At 39.1% G+C, this 17570-nt stretch carries 15 protein-coding genes; 9 read left to right on the top strand and 6 right to left on the bottom strand.

Translation table 11 applies throughout. The annotated features are described in order from the left end of the window. Positions 1-84 precede the first annotated feature (84 nt). The gene (locus tag AACU32_RS23470; RefSeq protein WP_096603635.1) at positions 85-1383 is read right to left on the bottom strand and encodes a cation:proton antiporter; all 1299 of its coding nucleotides are present in this window, start codon (positions 1381-1383) and stop codon (positions 85-87) included. A gap of 429 nt (positions 1384-1812) precedes the next feature. Here AACU32_RS23470 and AACU32_RS23465 point away from each other — a divergent pair, with 429 nt between their 5' ends. Then, entirely contained in the window at positions 1813-2433 is a 621-nt protein-coding gene (locus AACU32_RS23465) for a helix-turn-helix transcriptional regulator (protein ID WP_096603634.1), read from the top strand. Positions 2434-2493: 60 nt separating this feature from the next. Here the strand turns inward: AACU32_RS23465 and AACU32_RS23460 are convergent, their stop codons facing one another. Continuing rightward, the gene (locus tag AACU32_RS23460) at positions 2494-2973 is read right to left on the bottom strand and encodes a DUF4168 domain-containing protein (RefSeq protein ID WP_096603633.1); all 480 of its coding nucleotides are present in this window, start codon (positions 2971-2973) and stop codon (positions 2494-2496) included. Positions 2974-3101: 128 nt separating this feature from the next. Next, positions 3102-4091, bottom strand: a complete 990-nt coding sequence (gene holA / locus AACU32_RS23455) for a DNA polymerase III subunit delta (protein ID WP_096603632.1) — start codon at positions 4089-4091, stop codon at positions 3102-3104. A 285-nt stretch (positions 4092-4376) separates the two neighbouring features. On the opposite strand from holA, the gene AACU32_RS23450 reads away from it, so the two are divergent. Both AACU32_RS23450 and AACU32_RS23445 read left to right on the top strand, forming a co-directional pair. Next, the gene (locus AACU32_RS23450; RefSeq protein WP_096608140.1) at positions 4377-6263 is read left to right on the top strand and encodes an ATP-binding protein; all 1887 of its coding nucleotides are present in this window, start codon (positions 4377-4379) and stop codon (positions 6261-6263) included. 30 nt (positions 6264-6293) lie between these two features. Next, the gene (locus AACU32_RS23445; RefSeq protein ID WP_096603631.1) at positions 6294-7556 is read left to right on the top strand and encodes a sensor histidine kinase; all 1263 of its coding nucleotides are present in this window, start codon (positions 6294-6296) and stop codon (positions 7554-7556) included. 93 nt (positions 7557-7649) lie between these two features. On the opposite strand, the gene cofG is transcribed toward AACU32_RS23445, so the two are convergent. Together cofG and AACU32_RS23435 are read right to left on the bottom strand one after the other, a co-directional pair. After that, positions 7650-8624 (bottom strand): 7,8-didemethyl-8-hydroxy-5-deazariboflavin synthase subunit CofG, encoded by a 975-nt coding sequence (gene cofG / locus AACU32_RS23440; RefSeq protein ID WP_096603630.1) that lies wholly within the window; start codon positions 8622-8624, stop codon positions 7650-7652. 236 nt (positions 8625-8860) lie between these two features. Next, entirely contained in the window at positions 8861-9496 is a 636-nt protein-coding gene (locus AACU32_RS23435; RefSeq protein WP_096603629.1) for a helix-turn-helix transcriptional regulator, read from the bottom strand. Between the two features lie 316 nt (positions 9497-9812). Here AACU32_RS23435 and AACU32_RS23430 point away from each other — a divergent pair, with 316 nt between their 5' ends. The 5 genes from AACU32_RS23430 (at position 9813) to AACU32_RS23410 (ending at position 15791) form a co-directional block, all read left to right on the top strand. Beyond that, a complete protein-coding gene (locus AACU32_RS23430) occupies positions 9813-10847 on the top strand; it encodes a hypothetical protein (protein ID WP_339378203.1) in 1035 nt (344 codons plus the stop codon). A gap of 105 nt (positions 10848-10952) precedes the next feature. Beyond that, complete coding sequence (locus tag AACU32_RS23425; RefSeq protein WP_096608138.1) at positions 10953-11693, top strand: prolipoprotein diacylglyceryl transferase family protein; 741 nt, start codon at positions 10953-10955, stop codon at positions 11691-11693. 102 nt (positions 11694-11795) lie between these two features. Next, positions 11796-13214 (top strand): radical SAM protein, encoded by a 1419-nt coding sequence (locus AACU32_RS23420; RefSeq protein WP_096603628.1) that lies wholly within the window; start codon positions 11796-11798, stop codon positions 13212-13214. A gap of 36 nt (positions 13215-13250) precedes the next feature. After that, complete coding sequence (locus AACU32_RS23415; protein WP_096603627.1) at positions 13251-13571, top strand: hypothetical protein; 321 nt, start codon at positions 13251-13253, stop codon at positions 13569-13571. Positions 13572-13721: 150 nt separating this feature from the next. After that, positions 13722-15791, top strand: coding sequence for a variant leucine-rich repeat-containing protein (locus tag AACU32_RS23410; protein WP_339378202.1), 2070 nt, complete (start codon positions 13722-13724; stop codon positions 15789-15791). A 354-nt stretch (positions 15792-16145) separates the two neighbouring features. Here AACU32_RS23410 and AACU32_RS23405 read toward each other — a convergent pair whose 3' ends face one another. Further along, positions 16146-16700, bottom strand: coding sequence for a 1,2-dihydroxy-3-keto-5-methylthiopentene dioxygenase (locus tag AACU32_RS23405; protein WP_096603625.1), 555 nt, complete (start codon positions 16698-16700; stop codon positions 16146-16148). 632 nt (positions 16701-17332) lie between these two features. On the opposite strand from AACU32_RS23405, the gene AACU32_RS23400 reads away from it, so the two are divergent. Next, positions 17333-17515: a hypothetical protein gene (locus tag AACU32_RS23400; protein WP_096603624.1), complete on the top strand. Its 183-nt coding sequence runs from the start codon at positions 17333-17335 to the stop codon at positions 17513-17515. Positions 17516-17570 lie beyond the last annotated feature (55 nt).

Below are 17570 nucleotides of genomic sequence, written 5' to 3'. Positions count from 1 at the left end.
GGCAAGGGGACAAGGGGGACAAGGAAGAAATAATTAATTATTCTTCACTTTTGACTTTTGACTTTTGCCCAATGCCCAATGCCCTTATTCCAATTCATCAATTGTCGCCGGAATATGAGGTTTTGGATCTTGAGCAAGATGGCGCTCATACCAACTCATTAATGGCGTGGCGCTAATTCCATGCACAATTACAGAAGCTACAATCGTAGTGTAAGTTATCCAAGCAATTTGCTCAGCAGCGTCACCTTTTAAGCCATTACCAAATGCATAGGCAAGATAATATAAAGAACCAACTCCACGAATACCAAACCAGCCAAATAACCAGCGAGTTCCTGGATTAAAGGTGCGACGATGGGAATTTAGCGGACGTTTACCTATTGTACTAATCCAAACACCCACAGGTCGGATGACTAAAAATAACAAAACTATCACTATTAAAGATTGAACTGCATAATTGAGCATCGGCTGGATTAATAATATCGATCCCAATAGCAAAATTGTTCCAACTTCTAGCAGTTTTTCCACTCGCTCAATGAATTCAAGTTGTGCCAGTGGTTGTTCTGGGTTGTGGTAACTACGTTGAGCAACTAAACCTGCAACAAATACGGCTAAAAATCCATAGCCATTGATTACTTCTGTCAAAGAATAAGTTATAAAAATCATGCTGATAGCGATAAAATCTTCCATCAAGTTATCGGCACGACGACGCTTTTGGATTTTTTTATCTAACCAAACTATGGCTTTAGCAACAACAATGCCCATGACTATACCAGCAGCGATCGCCCAAATTAAATCTACTAACAACCAATTTCTCAACCAATTATTCCAGTTGCTATCTTTTAGAGCATAAATACCAAAATAAACAAAAGGAAATGCTAAAGCATCATTCAAACCACCTTCAGAAGTTAAACCAAAGCGTAACTCATCTTGATCGTTTGTATCGGTTAGTTGTACTTCTGAGGCTAACACCGGATCGGTTGGTGCGAGAATTGCTCCCAATAAAATAGCCGCGCCCCAATCCATACCTAGAAATAGTTTGCCGACAACAGCTAGAGCAAGAATTGAAATCGGCATCAAAAATCCGATGAGGCGGGCTGTAATATCCCAAATTCCTAAATTAAGTGGTCTGACTATTTTTAAACCACAGCTAAAGACAGAAATAATGACTACAAGTTCACTAATCCTTTCAAGAAACTCGGCATTGAATACATCATCACGGCGCAATTGAATCAACCCTAAACCATAAGGGCCTAAAAAAATTCCCACCAGAAGATAGATGAGGGCGAAGGAAAGAGGTAGACGTGAAATCCAGCCTGACCCTAATGTGACTATTAGCAAAAGTAGACCAATGACCAATAAGTCAAGAATATAAACATCTACCATAGCTATTTGTATAAAATTTTCACTAACGCTTTGCCAGTTTAGTGGCGATCGCACTTCGGACTAAATTACCTACGGGGAGATTTTGAGAAAATAATTTACAATCATTTTTACCTCTATTAGCGGAGGTAAACAGCACGAATAGCAACCTTTTTCATGAGCCAGGAGCGCAGGACAGTTTCACAGTTCGGCTTTACTCACTTAAGCAGGGTTGCAAGAGTTGTAGCAAATGGCGTGGTAACCCCCTACGTACCCGTGGCTGCTTCAATAAGTTGCAATCGACATATATCAGAACATATTTTTCCTGACGCTACCTGTAGGCTGAAAAAAATATTTTTTTGTATCCGAAATGGATAATTTCACAGTTGTAGGTAAATTATGTTGCCAATTTAACTGATTAAATATTTAATATTTTACAGATGCGGTTGTCATATGCTTACTATCACAAAAACTCCCGTACAAACAGCAATTAAATCACTAGAACTAGATCAGATTAATTATGGTGAACTGCTGCAAGTTTATTTTTTACAAGCAGTGATTGAAAATTTAGAAGATGGCATTTTAATTTTGAATAATGTAGGTGAGTTATTTCATGCTAATGCATCTGGCTCGCGGATGTGTGCTTACTTAACTTCAGAAAATAATCACCAAAAATTTCTCCACCCAGTTATCTGGAGGCTTTGCCAATCTTTAATTGAAAATCACAGCTTTAGTGATGAGCAACTCATTATTTTATCAGATGAGATTGTTGTGAATCAGTGCGATATTTTTCGCATTCGGGTGAGATTGATGAATTTAAATATTTCCCAATCACCTTATTTTTTAGTAACTATCGAAAATCGCGGTGAGTCTCTAAAAAATGTGGCGATCGCTGAAGTCAGAAAATACAATTTAACCCCACGCGAAGCGGAAATTTGGTCATTGTATAGAAGTAACTATAGCTATAGAGATATTGCCAATAAGCTTTACATCACAATCAACACTGTGAAGAAGCATATGAAAAATATCCATGCTAAGCGACAAGCATCTGTAGAAACCCAACATAGTTATTAATTCATAATTCGTAATTACCAGGTAAAAATCTGATTTTGAATTGTTGGTGATGACTATAGCTTAAGGATTTTCTGAAGAATTTTGCAGGCGGATTAATGCATTAGAAATCTGCTGTTTCACATTATTGTCATTTTGGTAGTCTACAGTAATCTGATTGAAACGCTCAATAGTAAGACCATTTTCTTGTACTATTTTTTGGGAATGTTTACAGTATTTTTCGGCGATAGTTTTAACTTTTGGGGGTAGACTATTAATGATTTTGGGATCGTTACAAACGATATTCGGGATTTCTCTACCACCCATAATTTTTTTAATTTCATCAAAGGCTTGTTGACGTGCTGGCTCCATTGCTAATACGGATTGGGCATACTTGGTGACTTCATCCTTATTAACTGGTGATGGGCTTTGAGCATTAGCTTGACTGCTGAAGATGAGAACACTGGCGACTAAACCAGTAGTAGCGATCGCACTGTAAGACAATGTTTGGGAAAACATCTGCTTTAAGCTACGTAGGAAAAATAAATTAGCAGTTTTTTTCATATAACGTGTGACACAGAACTACAGTATGGATATGATATTCGCTCTGAATTATTTTAGGAGTAAGAAGTTCCAGAAACTACCCAATCCATGAAATTTTTATATAATCAATCAAATTTTCATAGTTGGTGTCAAGTTCCTCGAGACACTTGACAAAGTTCTATAATTTTCGTCTGAAGTGTCGCTATATCTGAATATCCTTGCTTGAGGCTAACTTCTAATTCCAGCAACAGAGGTAAAGTAGCGATCAGTTGCTGTACAGAAAGTGTCTTGACTTCTTGTTGTAAAAAGTAAATCCGTTTAGGGTTACCTACCTCAGCCGCTTTGGCGATCTCTTGGGGATTGCGCTCACCACTGTCCATCATAATTTTTACCCATAACCAGGTGCGAAATTGACCAATCAATGTCGCAACTATCCTTAAACTTGGCTCGGAAGCATTGATCAGATCGTTCAAGGTAGCTAGAGCTTTAACTGTATCCCCAGTTCTAATGGCAGCAGCTAATTGTAAACTATTTTGGGTAGTATTTCTAACTAACTTGGCAACAGTATCTACATCTAGCGGTTGATTGCTAGCCGCACCATAGAGCCGCAATTTCTCCATTTCATTGTAAAGCAGGCGTGTATCGTTGCCTACGGATTCTGCAATCAATTCCATAGCTAATGGTGTCAATTTTACACCCACAGTGTGAGCAGCTTGATGAACAGCTTGTACTAGCAACTCAGTTTTCCAGGGGGGAATCAGGGCAAATTCCCGGAATTCTGTGGCGTATTGCTTCAATATTTTTGTTGCTTTCAAGCGTTCATCGGGTTTGCTACGACTAGTGAGCAATAAAAATGAGTTTTCGGGAATGACAGGTAAGGTGCGCGTCAGTTCTGCTAAAACATTGTCTGGGCAATGTTGACACAGAGTAGTATTAACTAGCCAGACTAACCGCCCACCAGCGCCAAAACATGGTGTCATCACTTGATTTAATCCTGAGACTACCGCATCAGCTTGATCTGGGAGCAAAGAACTATAGTTAAAACTTGTCCATAGGGGATCGAGGACGCGATCGCACAACACAGCAACCGCCTTTTCGATGGCAAAATCATCTTCACCCCAGTAAACATAGATTGGCATGGAAAAACCTTAGTTGTCAGTTGTCAGTTGTCATTGGGCATGGGGCATTGGGCATTGGGCATGGGGCATTGGGCATTGGGCATTGGGCATTTGTCCCCCTTGTCTCCCTTGTCTCCCTTGTCCCCCTTGTCTCCCTTGTCCCCTCTTCCCCCTCATCCCCCCATGCCCTCCAATCCCCTAACACCCAGTTTCTGGGAGAATAATGCCGATCAAGCTTCCCGACTGGATTATTTGGGAATACTGAGGTTACAGCTATATATTGCAAATTTAGCAACCTCTAGTATGATGGTGGCATTTTTCAAATATCCTTTCTACTCAACTGGTTTTATCCCACACGGACATTGTTATCTCTGGAACACTGGACTAGTGTGGCTCCACATTATTTCTGATGCCACGATCGCTCTGGCCTATTATTCTATTCCTCTGTTATTGATTTACTTTATTTCTCAGCGCAAAGATGTTCCTTTCAATGGAATATTTTTGTTATTTGGTGCTTTTATCATTGCCTGTGGTACTGGACATTTGATGGATATTTGGACGCTTTGGAATCCAGATTACTGGATTTCCGGGATTCTTAAAGCTTTAACTGCCATTATCTCGATATATACTGCATTTGCCTTAATTTATCTCATACCGCAAGCCCTAAAATTACCCAGTCCTGCCCAGTTAGAAACCATTAATCAAACGCTCATCAATGAAAATGTCGAACGCAAGCGCGTTGAGCAAGAATTACGCCAAGCTGAGGAAGCGGCGAAGAATGCTAGCGAAGCTAAGAGTGAATTTCTAGCGAATATGAGTCATGAGTTACGCACACCTCTCAACGGTATCCTTGGCTATACACAAATTCTGCAACGCACAGAAAATTTAAGTGAGAAAGCTAGCAAAGGAATCGGCATTATTTACCAATGTGCTTCCCATTTATTAACCTTAATTAATGATGTTTTGGATCTCTCCAAAATTGAAGCCCGAAAGTTGGAATTGAATCCGATAGATTTTTACTTACCTGCGTTTCTAGATAGTGTCAGTGAAATTTGTCGCATTCGTGCTGAACAAAAAGTGATCGGCTTTCATCTGCAACTTGATCCCGATTTACCAACAGGGATTCGCGCTGATGAAAAACGCTTGCGGCAAGTATTGATTAATTTGCTTGGTAATGCCATTAAATTTACTCATCAAGGTAGTGTTACTTTCAAAGTAAAAATCATTAATCAAACAGCCAATGACAAGGGAGAAATTATCTATACAATTCGCTTTGAAATAGTAGATACAGGTACGGGTATTACCTCAGAGCAAGCCGAGAAAATCTTTCTCCCGTTTGAGCAAGTAGGAAATCAAAAACGACAAGCCGAAGGTACAGGTTTAGGATTAGCCATCAGCCAAAAAATTATTTCTTTGATGGGTAGTCAAATTCAGCTTGAAAGTGAGTTTGGCAAAGGTAGTACTTTCTACTTTGATTTGGAATTGCCAGAATCTCAAGACTGGGCAAAGGTTTGTAGAATAGTTGAGCAAGGAACGATTATTGGTTATCAAGGACAACGGCGCAAGATTTTGATTTTGGATGACAAGTGGGAAAATCGTTCGGTAATTGTCAATTTACTAGAACCAGTAGGGTTTACTGTTGTAGAAGCTAGTAATGGTCAAGAAGGATGGGAACAAGTAAAAATCCACAAACCAGACTTGATTATCACTGACTTGATTATGCCTGTGATGAGTGGACTTGAGTTCATTAAAAGTTTGCGTCAATCGGAAGAATTTAAACAGATAGCTATCATTGCTTCGTCAGCCAGTGTCTTTGCAAATGACCAATATAAAAGTATTGATGTCGGTGCAAATGCTTTTCTGCCCAAGCCTATAGAAGTAGAAACTTTACTAGAGTTACTGCGCCATTTTATGCGAGTGGAATGGTTGTATGAAGGCAAGAAAAATATCATCAACAACACTGATTTAGATAGTTCATCTGTAGCAAATCATATAGTTTTACCTGCCAATGAGGTTTTAAAGGAATTTCTGGAATTGGCACAAGACGGAGATATTCAAACAATTGTAGAAATAGCACAACAACTTACTACATCTGATGAACAGTTAAGTGCTTTTACTCGTCAACTCATCCAATTGGCTAGTAACTTCCAACTTAAACGCTTGGAAACTTTTATTCAACAGTACATTAATTAATTCGACATAAATTTAATTGTTACATCTATTATGAGTCAGATTGCCAATAAAGGATTTATTTTGATTGTGGATGATAATCCCACCAATTTGTCTGTTCTATCGGAAGCCTTGGCTAGTAAGGGTTTGCGTTTCCGTGTTGCAGTTGATGGGGAAAGTGCGATCGCCCAAGCCGAACGCAATCAACCAGAGTTAATTTTGCTGGATATACAAATGCCAGGTATCGACGGATTTGAAACCTGTCGGCGGTTGAAAACTAATGCTGTTACCCAAAACATTCCGATTATTTTTACCACTGCTTTAACCGATATAGAGAGTAAAACTAAGGGTTTTGTTCTGGGTGCAGTAGACTACATATCCAAACCATTTGCGCAAGAAGAAGTTATTGCTAGAGTGCGTGTACATTTACGACTCAAGCAGCTGAATGAATCTTTAGAACAACAAGTACGCGATCGCACCGCTGCTTTACAACAAGCCCAAGTCCAATTGGTGCAGCAAGAAAAATTATCAACGCTGGGAGAGTTAATCGCTGGGATTGCCCACGAAATGAACAATCCCATCACCTTTATCAGCAGCAATATCCCACCTTTAGAGGAATATATTGCCGGAGTAACGGAAATTCTCCAACTGTATGAACAAGAGTATCCCCATCCCACAGCCAAAATTACTACTGCTATTGAAAAATTGGATTTGAAATTTGTTCTGCAAGATATACTAAAAATTTTGACTTCATTCAAGGTAGGAACTGAACGAATTGAGAACGTTTCTAATTCACTGCGTACCTTCAGTCGCTTGGATTCTGATACCAAAATACCTGCGGATTTGCACCAAGGACTGGATAGTACATTAATGATTTTGCAACATCGCCTCAAAGATAATGGCAATCGCACTTGTATTGAAGTGATTAAGAATTATGGAAAATTGCCAGAGGTAAACTGCTATCTAGGTCAGATGAATCAAGTGTTTATGAACATTTTGGCTAACGCCATTGATGCCATTGATGAAGCCATAGTTAAAGATACAATGAGCCATAAAAGTCCACAAATTCAAATTACAACAGAAACCGATTCACAAAATCAAGTTGTAATTCGGATTGCTGACAATGGGATGGGTGTTCCTGAACGACTCAAACAACGGCTATTTGAGCCTTTGTTTACTACAAAACCTGTTGGTAAAGGTACTGGACTTGGCTTGTCAATAGCCCATCAAATTGTCGTGGAAAAACACAATGGCACATTGGAAGTAAATTCTCACATAGGTATGGGAACCGAGTTTACAATCACAATTCCAATATAATCGTTAACTGTTGATTGTTGACTGTTGACTGTTGTAGGGGCGGGTTTAACCGACATATCTGTTTTCTGTGTAAAGATCTCACTCAACCCGCCCCTACAGACTGTTGACCATTTTTTTGCGCGATCGCTTTACAGCCCCTTGTACTTCCCCCGACAACCAATGATCAAACTGTGGATAAACAGGTAATCGCGGCACTAATTCCCACCCCGCAGGCTGTAAAATTTCTCTCAATGCTTGCTCTTGAATATGAGGATAATCAGGATTAACTTCGTCTTTTGGCCCAATTCCGCCTAAATCTCTCGCACCAGATGCTAAACAAGCAAGTAACCATTGGTCATCTTTTACCAAATTCGGCGGAATTTGAATTGTAATATCTGTCGGTAAAATCTGACGGGCTTTTGCAATGATTTCTGGTAGTTGATGAGGGTCAAAAGGTGGTGCATCAAAAGTCTGCTGATTTCCTGGGCTATGGGGCTGTAAGATAACTTCTTGAATATGATGATAACGCTGATGTAACTGAGATATCGCTGTTAAAGTTTCCCAGCAATCATCAATTGTTTCCCCAATTCCTAATAATAATCCTGTAGTAAAAGGAATCTTTAATTCTCCAGCCCATGCTAATTGTTGCAACCGCACTTCAGGTAATTTACTTGGTGCGTGTCGATGCACTGTATTTAATAACTTTGGTGTTAATTGTTCTAACATTAACCCCATTGAAACATTAACATTTTTCAGCTTTTGCATTTCGGCAAAGCTGAGTGGGCCTGCGTTGGTGTGGGGTAAAAATCCCATTGAAAATGCTAATTCGCACAAATCATAAATCCGTTGCAACCATTCTTTACGTCTTGCTGAATTAGGATGTACTTCACCGCTAAGAATGAGAATTTCACAAACATTTTCGTTTTGCAGTTGTTTGAAAATGCTTTCTGCTGCTGATAGATTCAGCCAAGGACTTTTACCAGGGTCAGTGCGAAAGTTACAGTAGCTACAGCGATTAAAGCATTCATAAGTAGGGACGATTGTATAAGCTGGGCTATAGGTTACAGTGCGAGAATTATTACTTAGCATGTCGGGGATCTGCGCAGATACTTTTATGAACTCTATTTTTTCAGGACTTACGCACTGTACAAATTAATAATTATATGAATTTACCAAATTCGAGAGTTTCCGGCTTTGATGAATCATTCCTTTGATGGGAGATAGATCCGCGCTATGCAGGGTTTAGCAGTGCTAAACCCCTACAATAGGTGTGTTTTTTTAAAACACATATTTTGTATTTTTTGTCAATGCATAAGTGCTATTTTCTAAACAAATCTGTATTCATTCATATTGTTTATCTCTTGTTGTTTAACATGAATATTTTTTAAATGTTTTTTAACTGTGTTAATAGTAATGTAAAGCTGATTAGCAATTTCTCTATAAGAAAAGTTAGCTCGCCGTAGCTGCCAAACTTCCTGCTCGCGGTCTGTTAAATTATATTTTTTACCATCGGCGATCGCAATACTTTGATTATACTGATTGCAATCCTCTACAGTCACTAATAAAAACTTGTGTTGACTCGCGCCTAGCGGGAACCATCTAACTCGTAACCGTAATTTAACTGTGGGTTTTGGTGTAATTTCCGCTTCGATAATTATGTGTTCTTCGGGAAATAACTCGCGACTCTCAATTAAAGATTCACAAACATACCAAATTTCTGCTGGTAATACATCACTATCAGCTGCTTTCGGCATTAATTGATGACAAATAGCACGAGCATAATTATTTGCATGAATTAATTTGCCTTCAGTTGTTACTATCAAGATGCCGTCAACAAAACTTTCAATCATCGCTTTTAGTAAATCAACTTGTGGTATCGGCTGCAAGTCATCTTTTTTGCTAGACTTATCTCCGGGGATAAAAGCAGAATTTAACTTTTCTTCGTCATCGGGAAATAACATTGTCTATTTTCTCCAAAACTCAGCATTAACTCAAGGATGAAGGCTGAAGTATGAAGTATGAAAATTTAAATATCTTTATAATTCATCCTTTATACTTGAGACTTCTTTCCAGGTGTTTAGCTAAATTTTTATGTTTGAGATTATGTCTATGCAATGAGTAAGCTGTAAGCACAGTCATGCTGTTGAGGTAAAACCTTGTGGGTAGAAGTTTACGTAATTGACGTGAAGCAGGGTGAAGTTTTTATGAAGTACAGCAAAATGTTCGGTTCCATCTGCTGATGCTTTCCAAGCTCTTAACAGTCAGAAGTCTTGCTATATGATAAATCCACAGAGTATTGACCGATGGTTTTCTCTTGAACAACAGCGTAAATACGTTTCTCAGTTGCAAGGGCGAGTGGGGATAACGCGCCGTCGCGCAGAATATTTTGTGAAGTTGTGGGTTTATTTACTCGTCAAACAAAGAGAAGAATTAGGACAGCGAGTAAAACAACCTTTAACACAACTGGATTTACCCGATGGCTTTGTTCCTTGTACCCATCGAGAAGCACAAGAAGTTTTTTATGGTGAACAAGAACGGGGAAGCGATCGCTCGGCGGGTATGATGATTGATAAGCTTGTGGCTTTGGGGCTGATTGAAAAGGACTTTGATGGTAATACTACTTGTATTCGCATTCGGTTTTCATTACCCAATCCCCAAGATTCTACCCCAGCTAAAACCGCGATCGCCCTTTTCAGCGATGACTTCAATCCCCGCACTGACACCATCCCCGTTGCTAGTTTCTTAGCCCGCAACTACAACTGGATGAACAAAAAAGCTACAGCACTAGCCCACAGAATTGTCACAATACTACGTGGTTGGGCTGAACTATATCCCCAGGGGATGCGGGTTTTGCGTCGCAGCGATACCCAAGATCCTGTTGGTTTTTATATCTTGTATCCGGTAGCGAGAGAATCGGAAGCGAATTTCTTTCTCTCCCCGCGTAAAAGCCTGCACCTGAGTACAAGCGGGGATATTGATCCATTTCAAATTGCGAAGATAGGCGATCGCAATTGTACTTCAGTTTTTGTTCGTAGTTGGTACATCGATTTACCTTACAAACAGCTAATTAACGTCCGTGAATTCTTAAAGGATGTGCAAAAAAAATTAGTTCATATCCAAACTGATTTTCCTAACCTTTGCGATATGTATCTTCTGGTCATACATCCAAATGATGAACAACTAGTATCAGCATTAGGCTTTCACAAAACTAACCAAGATCCACTAATACCTTTATATTGGATGTACATACCGATAGATAAATATTTGAGCTTGGATATTGACCAAATCGTATCAGGTTTAAAATTTGATTGACAGGGATTGATTAAAGGCCATTTATCAAGTAAATCTTAAGTAGGGTGCGTTAGGCTGAAGCCATAACTCACCGCCAAATAGAATGGTGCATTAGGCGCTTTTATGTTGACGTTCCCTGTTTATATATGGTTAGGTTCATTACGAATTCATCCGCATATTTTATTTGAATCTTTAGCTTATGCTACTGCCTTTCGTTTATTAATCCATCATGTCCGTCAAGATTCTATTGCACCTAGTCAACGTAGTTCTGTCATAGTTGGTGGTATGGTAGGTGCTTTAATTGGCGCCAAAATGCTGGTTTGGGTACAACATATTGACTTAATGTGGCAAAATCAACAGCAATTACTTTTACTATTATTGCAAGGAAAAACAGTTGTCGGCGCACTTTTAGGTGGATTAATTGGCGTAGAAACTACTAAAAAAATTCTGGGAATTCATCAATCTACTGGTGATGTATTTGTATATCCGTTAATTTTGGGCACAGCCATTGGGCGAATTGGCTGCTTTCTCACAGGGTTAAGCGATCGCACTTACGGAATCGCCACCAAATTACCTTGGGGTGTAGATTTTGGCGATGGTATTCACCGCCATCCCACACAATTGTATGAAATCTTATTTTTAGGATTATTAATGCTATTTTTACACTATCGCAGCCGCTATAAATATCAAAATGGCGATTTATTTAAATTTTATTTAATTTCCTACTTGAGCTTTCGTTTTCTGGTAGATTTCATTAAACCTGATTTTCATCCCTTTTTAGGGTTGAGTGCCATTCAACTTGCTTGTTTATTAGCGATTTTGTATTATCGCCGCAGCATTCCCCAGCTATTTCAACTCCAAAACTAATTTTAAATTGTATTTAGCTGACATTTTTCGGCATTATCAATAACCGTAAGGTGGGCATTGCCCACCCTACAAAAACTGTCATTTGCCTTATTCAAAAATCCCATGCCTACTCGCAATTATTTATTTTACGCCTTAACTAATAGTGTTTGCTCAAAATGTTTAGTTAAGGTCGAAGCCAAAATCATTTTTCAAGATGATTGTGTTTATTTAGTTAAGCATTGTCCCACCCACGGACGAGAAGAAGTTTTAATCGCTGATGATATTGAATATTATAAAAAGTCTCTAGAATTTATTAAACCGGGGGATATGCCCCTCAAGTTTAATACCCCAATTAAATATGGCTGTCCTTATGATTGTGGGCTTTGTCCCGATCATGAACAGCATAGCTGTTTAACATTAATCGAAGTTACAGATAAATGTAATCTTTCCTGTCCAATTTGTTACGCCGATTCTGGTGCAGAAGAAGTTTCTCCATTATCCTATCAACCAAGACTGCATCGGAGTTTAGCACAAATTGAAACCATGATTGATGCGGTAGTAGCGAATGAAGGCGAACCGCAGATAGTGCAACTCAGCGGCGGTGAACCAACCATTCATCCAGAGTTTTTTCAAATCTTGGATATTGTCAAAACCAAGCCGATTAAGCATTTAATGATCAATACCAATGGCGTGATGATTGCTAAGGATAAATCATTCTGCGATCGCTTGAGCCAATATCTGCCAGGAATTGAGATATATTTGCAATTTGATAGCTTTGAAGCCGACGCTTTAAAAGAGTTACGCGGTGCTGATTTACGTCATGTGCGGGAAAAAGCAATTGCCAATCTCAACGAATATAATATCTCTACTACTTTAGTTGTCACCCTCAAAAAAGGGTTAAATGACCACGAAATTGGGAAAATTATCGAATTTGCTGTGCAACATAAATGTATTCGGGGTGTGACTTTTCAACCGATACAAGCAGCCGGGAGATTAGCAGGATTTGACCCCAAGCGAGACAGATACACTTTAACAGAAGTTCGTCGCTCAATTTTAGAACAAAGTCCTTATTTTAAACCTGAAGATATTCTCCCAGTTCCCTGTCATCCTGATTGTTTAGCAATGGCTTACGCCTTGAAACTCAATGGTAAAGTTATACCTCTGACTGGGTTAATTAATCCAGATGTTTTTGTTAACATTATGCCTAACAGTGTGCTTTATGAACAAAATGAAGAATTAAAGCAGCAAATTTTTCAATTATTTTCTACCAGTCATTCACCTAATTCTGCGGCTTTATCACTCAAGCAGCTTTTGTGCTGTTTACCAATGATAGCCGTACCCGAAGGTATTAATTACTCAAATGTATTTCGGGTAATGATTGTCCAATTTCTCGACCCTTTTAACTTTGATGTTCGCTCAGTTAAGCGTTCTTGTATTCATATTGTGCATCCCGATGGTAGGATAATTCCATTTGATACTTTCAATATGTTTTACCGCGAAGGTAGTGCTGGATATCACTTAGTAAATAACCGCCCTGCTTAAATTTAATTGTTCGCTGCGATCTCCAAGGATAAATAAATGTCTCAAAGAAATGAAATTTTACAAACTTTATTAGGAATATTGATTTTATTTGTATTGCATGTACTAGCAGCAGGTATAATTTTTGGTCTGGCTGGGCTTGTCGATCAAATATTTTCCCCTAGTAGCTATTATGGTTTAGGTACTATATTGATTGGGAGTATGGGATTTTTTATCTGGCAATTGTTATATGTAATTCCCCTTTGTATTTGGCTAAGAAGACAACAGCGTTTAGCAATGATGAAAGGGGTAATTATTGGTGCTGTGATTACTGCTTTATTGAATGGTGGTTGTTTTTTAGTAATATTTGCAGGACGTTAAGCAATTATAAAAGATACGGAATCGCCACGTAACTTATTTTTGATATCTTGCAGCATTATCAGTTAGCTCCATAAACTACATCAAACTCGCTGATTTTTTCAAAAGTACGACGAGTTAGTTTTGGTGGGAATCAAGGGAACAATAAAAGCAATGAAAACAATGTTTATCAGAGCTTTTCCCCAACCACCTACGGAGTATCTACTGATGAATCGAGAGCAAGAAACAGCTTTCTTAGAAGCTGCAAATGAAAATACCGCATCTGAGCGTTTACGTGAGCTTGCTAAAACTAGCATTGAACTAGCACGGGTGGTTGCACAAAATCCTGGTGCTGATGCAGATATTTTGCAGGAACTAGGGTCTTATTCTGACACGATAGTGCGACAAAATTTGGTAATGAATCCTAACATACCACTATCTCTACTGATGGTTTTAGCAAAGCAGTTTCCGAGGCATTTATTTAGGAATCCGGCGATTGATTTATTGGTGTTAGAAAGCCCAAATTTACTAGTCACAGCTTTCGATACAGTTTTATGTAATTTAATTAAGCGGACAATTGTGCCAGTTTCTCTTTTAGAATATGCTGCCAAATCCTCATCGGAAAATGTAAAATTAGCAGTCACGATAAATTGCCAAACACCAAAAGCAACTCTTGAATATTTAGCATCTAATCAAAATACCCATGTGTCAGAAGCGGCGCGGATGCATATTAATTGGGATAATGCTAGTTGTGAAAATTGGGAAGAAATTGCCCAAACGGCGATAAATAATCTATTAAAAGATTCCTCTGAAGATTTTCAAGATGCAATTCAAGAAGTCGCAAAAATTAGTGCATTTCGTGCAGATATTCCCAAACATCTTTTACGCTTTGTACCTTATCGAAAAGCTGCATATCCTGAAACTACTGTTAATGAATTAGAAAAGCTAGCACAGTCAGATAAACCAAAAGAACGTCTAATAGCTGCTGAACATCCTCATACACCTGGGCAGATTCTGGAACAATTGCTAGAGTCTGCCGATGGTAGTATATTTTATGCACTTGCCAGTAATCCTAACGCTCCTGTTCATTTCTTGAAAAAACTCCTTGAGAAACCTGATACTTATGGTGACTTGGGTAGACGGATAGCTTGCAATCCTAACCTACCGTTGGAATTATTAGAAGAAATGGCAGACTCGAATCGTCACAATGCAGTTCATCAAGCGATCGCAGGAAATCCCAGAACACCTGTCTATATTCTCGAAAAACTGGCTAACAATCATCGTTTGATGGGTTATGTTCACGAAACAATAGTTTATAACCCGAATACGCCAATCACCTTGCTAGAAAAATTAGCCCATGACTATTTGGAGAGATCTGCAAAATACAGCGGCGCTGATTACAACGTTCTTAATAGAATTGCGAACAATCCCAAAACACCGAACCAACTTGTTCTCAGCTTACTCGCCAAATTTGAAGAAAAAAATCGGGGATACAGTTTAACTTCGGGTGTTGAAGAATTCGGTATTATGAACCCCTATGTTTCTGGCAAATTCTTGGAAACATTACTGGAACGGCAAAAAAACAATTTAAAGACAGCATGGCATAAAAACTTTGAACATGCTGCTAAATCCCAGTTGGCAGCAATTGCTCGTCATCCCAATTTACCAGAAAATTCTTTAAAAAAGTTACTTTTAGAACACGAAGAAGACTTTATCCGTTACGCTGCTACCGAAAATCCCAACACACCAAAATTTATTGTGCAAATATGGGGACTAGATATTCTCAAGAGTTTAAACCCAGGAATTGTTAATCTAGGAGTTTTAAGAAAAATAGCGGCTTCTCTCTATGCTACTCAGGAACTTTTAGCAGTATTAATTAACCATGAAAATACTGAAGTACGCAAAGCAGCAGCCAGCAATCCCTGTATTGACGATTCTATTTTAGAATCTTGGGAGTCTTCGCCTGCTTATAAGCCTGGTGAGTTAGAAGCCAGCCTTTATCCTGAAAGAGAACTTCTGACACAATGGGAAAAAATTCCCCGATCCAGTCGGCTAACAGTTCTATTAAATCCACAAGCACCAATGGGAATTTTAGCCAAAACTTCTCGCTCTTTTTCTTGGCTGGAACGCTATGCTGTTGCTCAAAATCCCAACACACCAACTCAAATACGCGATCGCCTCAGCAAAGATGGTAATCGAGTTGTACGCGCTGCTGCTAATTTACAGAAGTTTTCACGTAGTTGAACCACACTCTCAGGGCACAGCAGTGCTGTACCCCTACGACAAATGTGGTCTATTTACAGGAAGATGCTGTAACAAAGCAGTCATGTTCAAAAAAAGACAAAGAAATAGCAATTGCGAATCGCCAATATAGTAATTGGATACTCGAAAATATAGGGGTTTTCGGATTGGTGAGGTATAGTTTTAAATCGCAAAGCCTGTAGGGGCGGGGAAACCCCGCCCTTGGTTGTATTGCATCCAAGTGAGAACCGCTATAGTAATTGCGTAGACGTAGCCCGCCTTTGGCATCGCCAATATAGCAATTGGATACTCGAAAGCAGTAATTGCAACTCGCGAAATAGCTAGTAGCGTGTGTTATTAGCGCGGCTTATTGAGAGAATCGCTTAACTGAGTTCCTGTATAATTAGGCAGCCAACCTTCTGCGGTGATGAAATAGCGTACTCCTTTGAAATTCAAAGAAGCTGTAGGGCTACACCAATGCTCAACTCCCGCCGGAATCACAAGATAATCTTGAGCTTGAACTAAAAGCTGTATCTGGCTACCATCTGGTTTCACAAAGCCAAAAATCATCTCTCCTGCTAAAACGTAGACGGGTTCAGCAGCAGTATGAGTATGATAACGGCTGTAAGTGGCAATTAGCGTCTGGATATGGGGCGAACCAGGATGGATATTGAGAAAGTCACACCAGAGATAGCCTGTGTCTTGCTGGATAAATTCAAAGACACTATTGTGTAGTTCTAAAATATAGCGCTTCTCAGATTCTGTGACCAGGTCTTGTTCTATTAATTGGGGGAAAAGCAGCGATGTTCCTGGATCGTAGTGTTTCAGGTAAATGCCCAGAGGAGCCAATTCACGGACTATTTCGCCTAAATCACTCTCGATTGTACCGTCATCCAGCAATAAGGTAGCCATAACAGAAGCACTAATTCACCATTCATAAAAGTATACTTAATTTTTAATTAATTAGTCACTATGCCGATCGGCAAACCGGAGTTGTTTATCTTAGTTTTCTGACATTGGGCATTGGGCATTGGCCTCCTTTGCTTCCTTGTCCCCCTTGTCCCCCTTGTCTCCCTTGTCTCCCTTGTCTCCCTTGTCTAATCCTGCTCGCTACTGAATTGTACAAGCCATAATCGTGGCGATCGCTGGAGTTTTGCAAAACTATATTTTCCTAGGAAATTACTTCAACCGTACTGCTGATAGAAAAAATGCTACTCAAAGTTTCGATTAGGTATTCTCCCGCCATCTGACAATCTTTAATTGTAGTCGAGAAAACCTGTGTTTAATGTGGCGATCGCATATACATAGCATTACGAAAAAATATATTTTATTGGTTATAAAATATACTTAAATTCTGATTTCAGACATAATATTTTTTGACCAAGTAAATTTATAAATCTCTCCAGAAGCTTGTAACAAAAGGGTTTTGGGCTTTAGGTGTTGTATAATTTAATGTTGAGCAGAGGAAATTCCCAGCAACCTCTAGGCCTGATACTCTAACATGTTACTAGACACCACCACAATCATTAATGGTAGAGGTATCGATGGACGCTTTAGTGGAAACCCTAGACACAAAATTGCGTCAGTGGAAGCCCGATGTTGCTGAACAGGTAAGACAATATGTAGCAGCAATCATTGAGATGGCAGACCAAGATGCGTTAGACATTCTCCATTCCAAGGATGTTAAGCAAGAAGCCCTGGACTTTGCCGATGAATCTGCAAACTAGTGATGATACAGAAAAATCATTCCCGGATGGGATAAGCTAGCCAAAGCAGTTTTCA

Origin of the sequence: Calothrix sp. NIES-2100, from assembly GCF_963875285.1 — a bacterium.
In the GTDB taxonomy this organism is placed as follows: domain Bacteria; phylum Cyanobacteriota; class Cyanobacteriia; order Cyanobacteriales; family Nostocaceae; genus Aulosira.
The sequence above is the reverse complement of the archived record's forward strand: the minus strand, read 5'-3'. Positions and strand labels throughout refer to the sequence as shown.

Bases quoted from the DNA above. Each gene is read 5' to 3' on its own strand.
- AACU32_RS23435 (WP_096603629.1), bottom strand. From the start codon at position 9,496: ATGTTATTTCCCGATGACGAAGAAAAGTTAAATTCTGCTTTTATCCCC.
- holA (WP_096603632.1), bottom strand. From the start codon at position 4,091: ATGCCAATCTATGTTTACTGGGGTGAAGATGATTTTGCCATCGAAAAG.
- AACU32_RS23410 (WP_339378202.1), top strand. From the start codon at position 13,722: ATGAAAACAATGTTTATCAGAGCTTTTCCCCAACCACCTACGGAGTAT.
- AACU32_RS23465 (WP_096603634.1), top strand. From the start codon at position 1,813: ATGCTTACTATCACAAAAACTCCCGTACAAACAGCAATTAAATCACTA.
- AACU32_RS23400 (WP_096603624.1), top strand. From the start codon at position 17,333: ATGGACGCTTTAGTGGAAACCCTAGACACAAAATTGCGTCAGTGGAAG.
- AACU32_RS23450 (WP_096608140.1), top strand. From the start codon at position 4,377: ATGGTGGCATTTTTCAAATATCCTTTCTACTCAACTGGTTTTATCCCA.
- AACU32_RS23415 (WP_096603627.1), top strand. From the start codon at position 13,251: ATGTCTCAAAGAAATGAAATTTTACAAACTTTATTAGGAATATTGATT.
- AACU32_RS23405 (WP_096603625.1), bottom strand. From the start codon at position 16,700: ATGGCTACCTTATTGCTGGATGACGGTACAATCGAGAGTGATTTAGGC.
- AACU32_RS23470 (WP_096603635.1), bottom strand. From the start codon at position 1,383: ATGGTAGATGTTTATATTCTTGACTTATTGGTCATTGGTCTACTTTTG.
- AACU32_RS23430 (WP_339378203.1), top strand. From the start codon at position 9,813: ATGATAAATCCACAGAGTATTGACCGATGGTTTTCTCTTGAACAACAG.
- AACU32_RS23445 (WP_096603631.1), top strand. From the start codon at position 6,294: ATGAGTCAGATTGCCAATAAAGGATTTATTTTGATTGTGGATGATAAT.
- AACU32_RS23460 (WP_096603633.1), bottom strand. From the start codon at position 2,973: ATGAAAAAAACTGCTAATTTATTTTTCCTACGTAGCTTAAAGCAGATG.
- AACU32_RS23420 (WP_096603628.1), top strand. From the start codon at position 11,796: ATGCCTACTCGCAATTATTTATTTTACGCCTTAACTAATAGTGTTTGC.
- cofG (WP_096603630.1), bottom strand. From the start codon at position 8,624: ATGCTAAGTAATAATTCTCGCACTGTAACCTATAGCCCAGCTTATACA.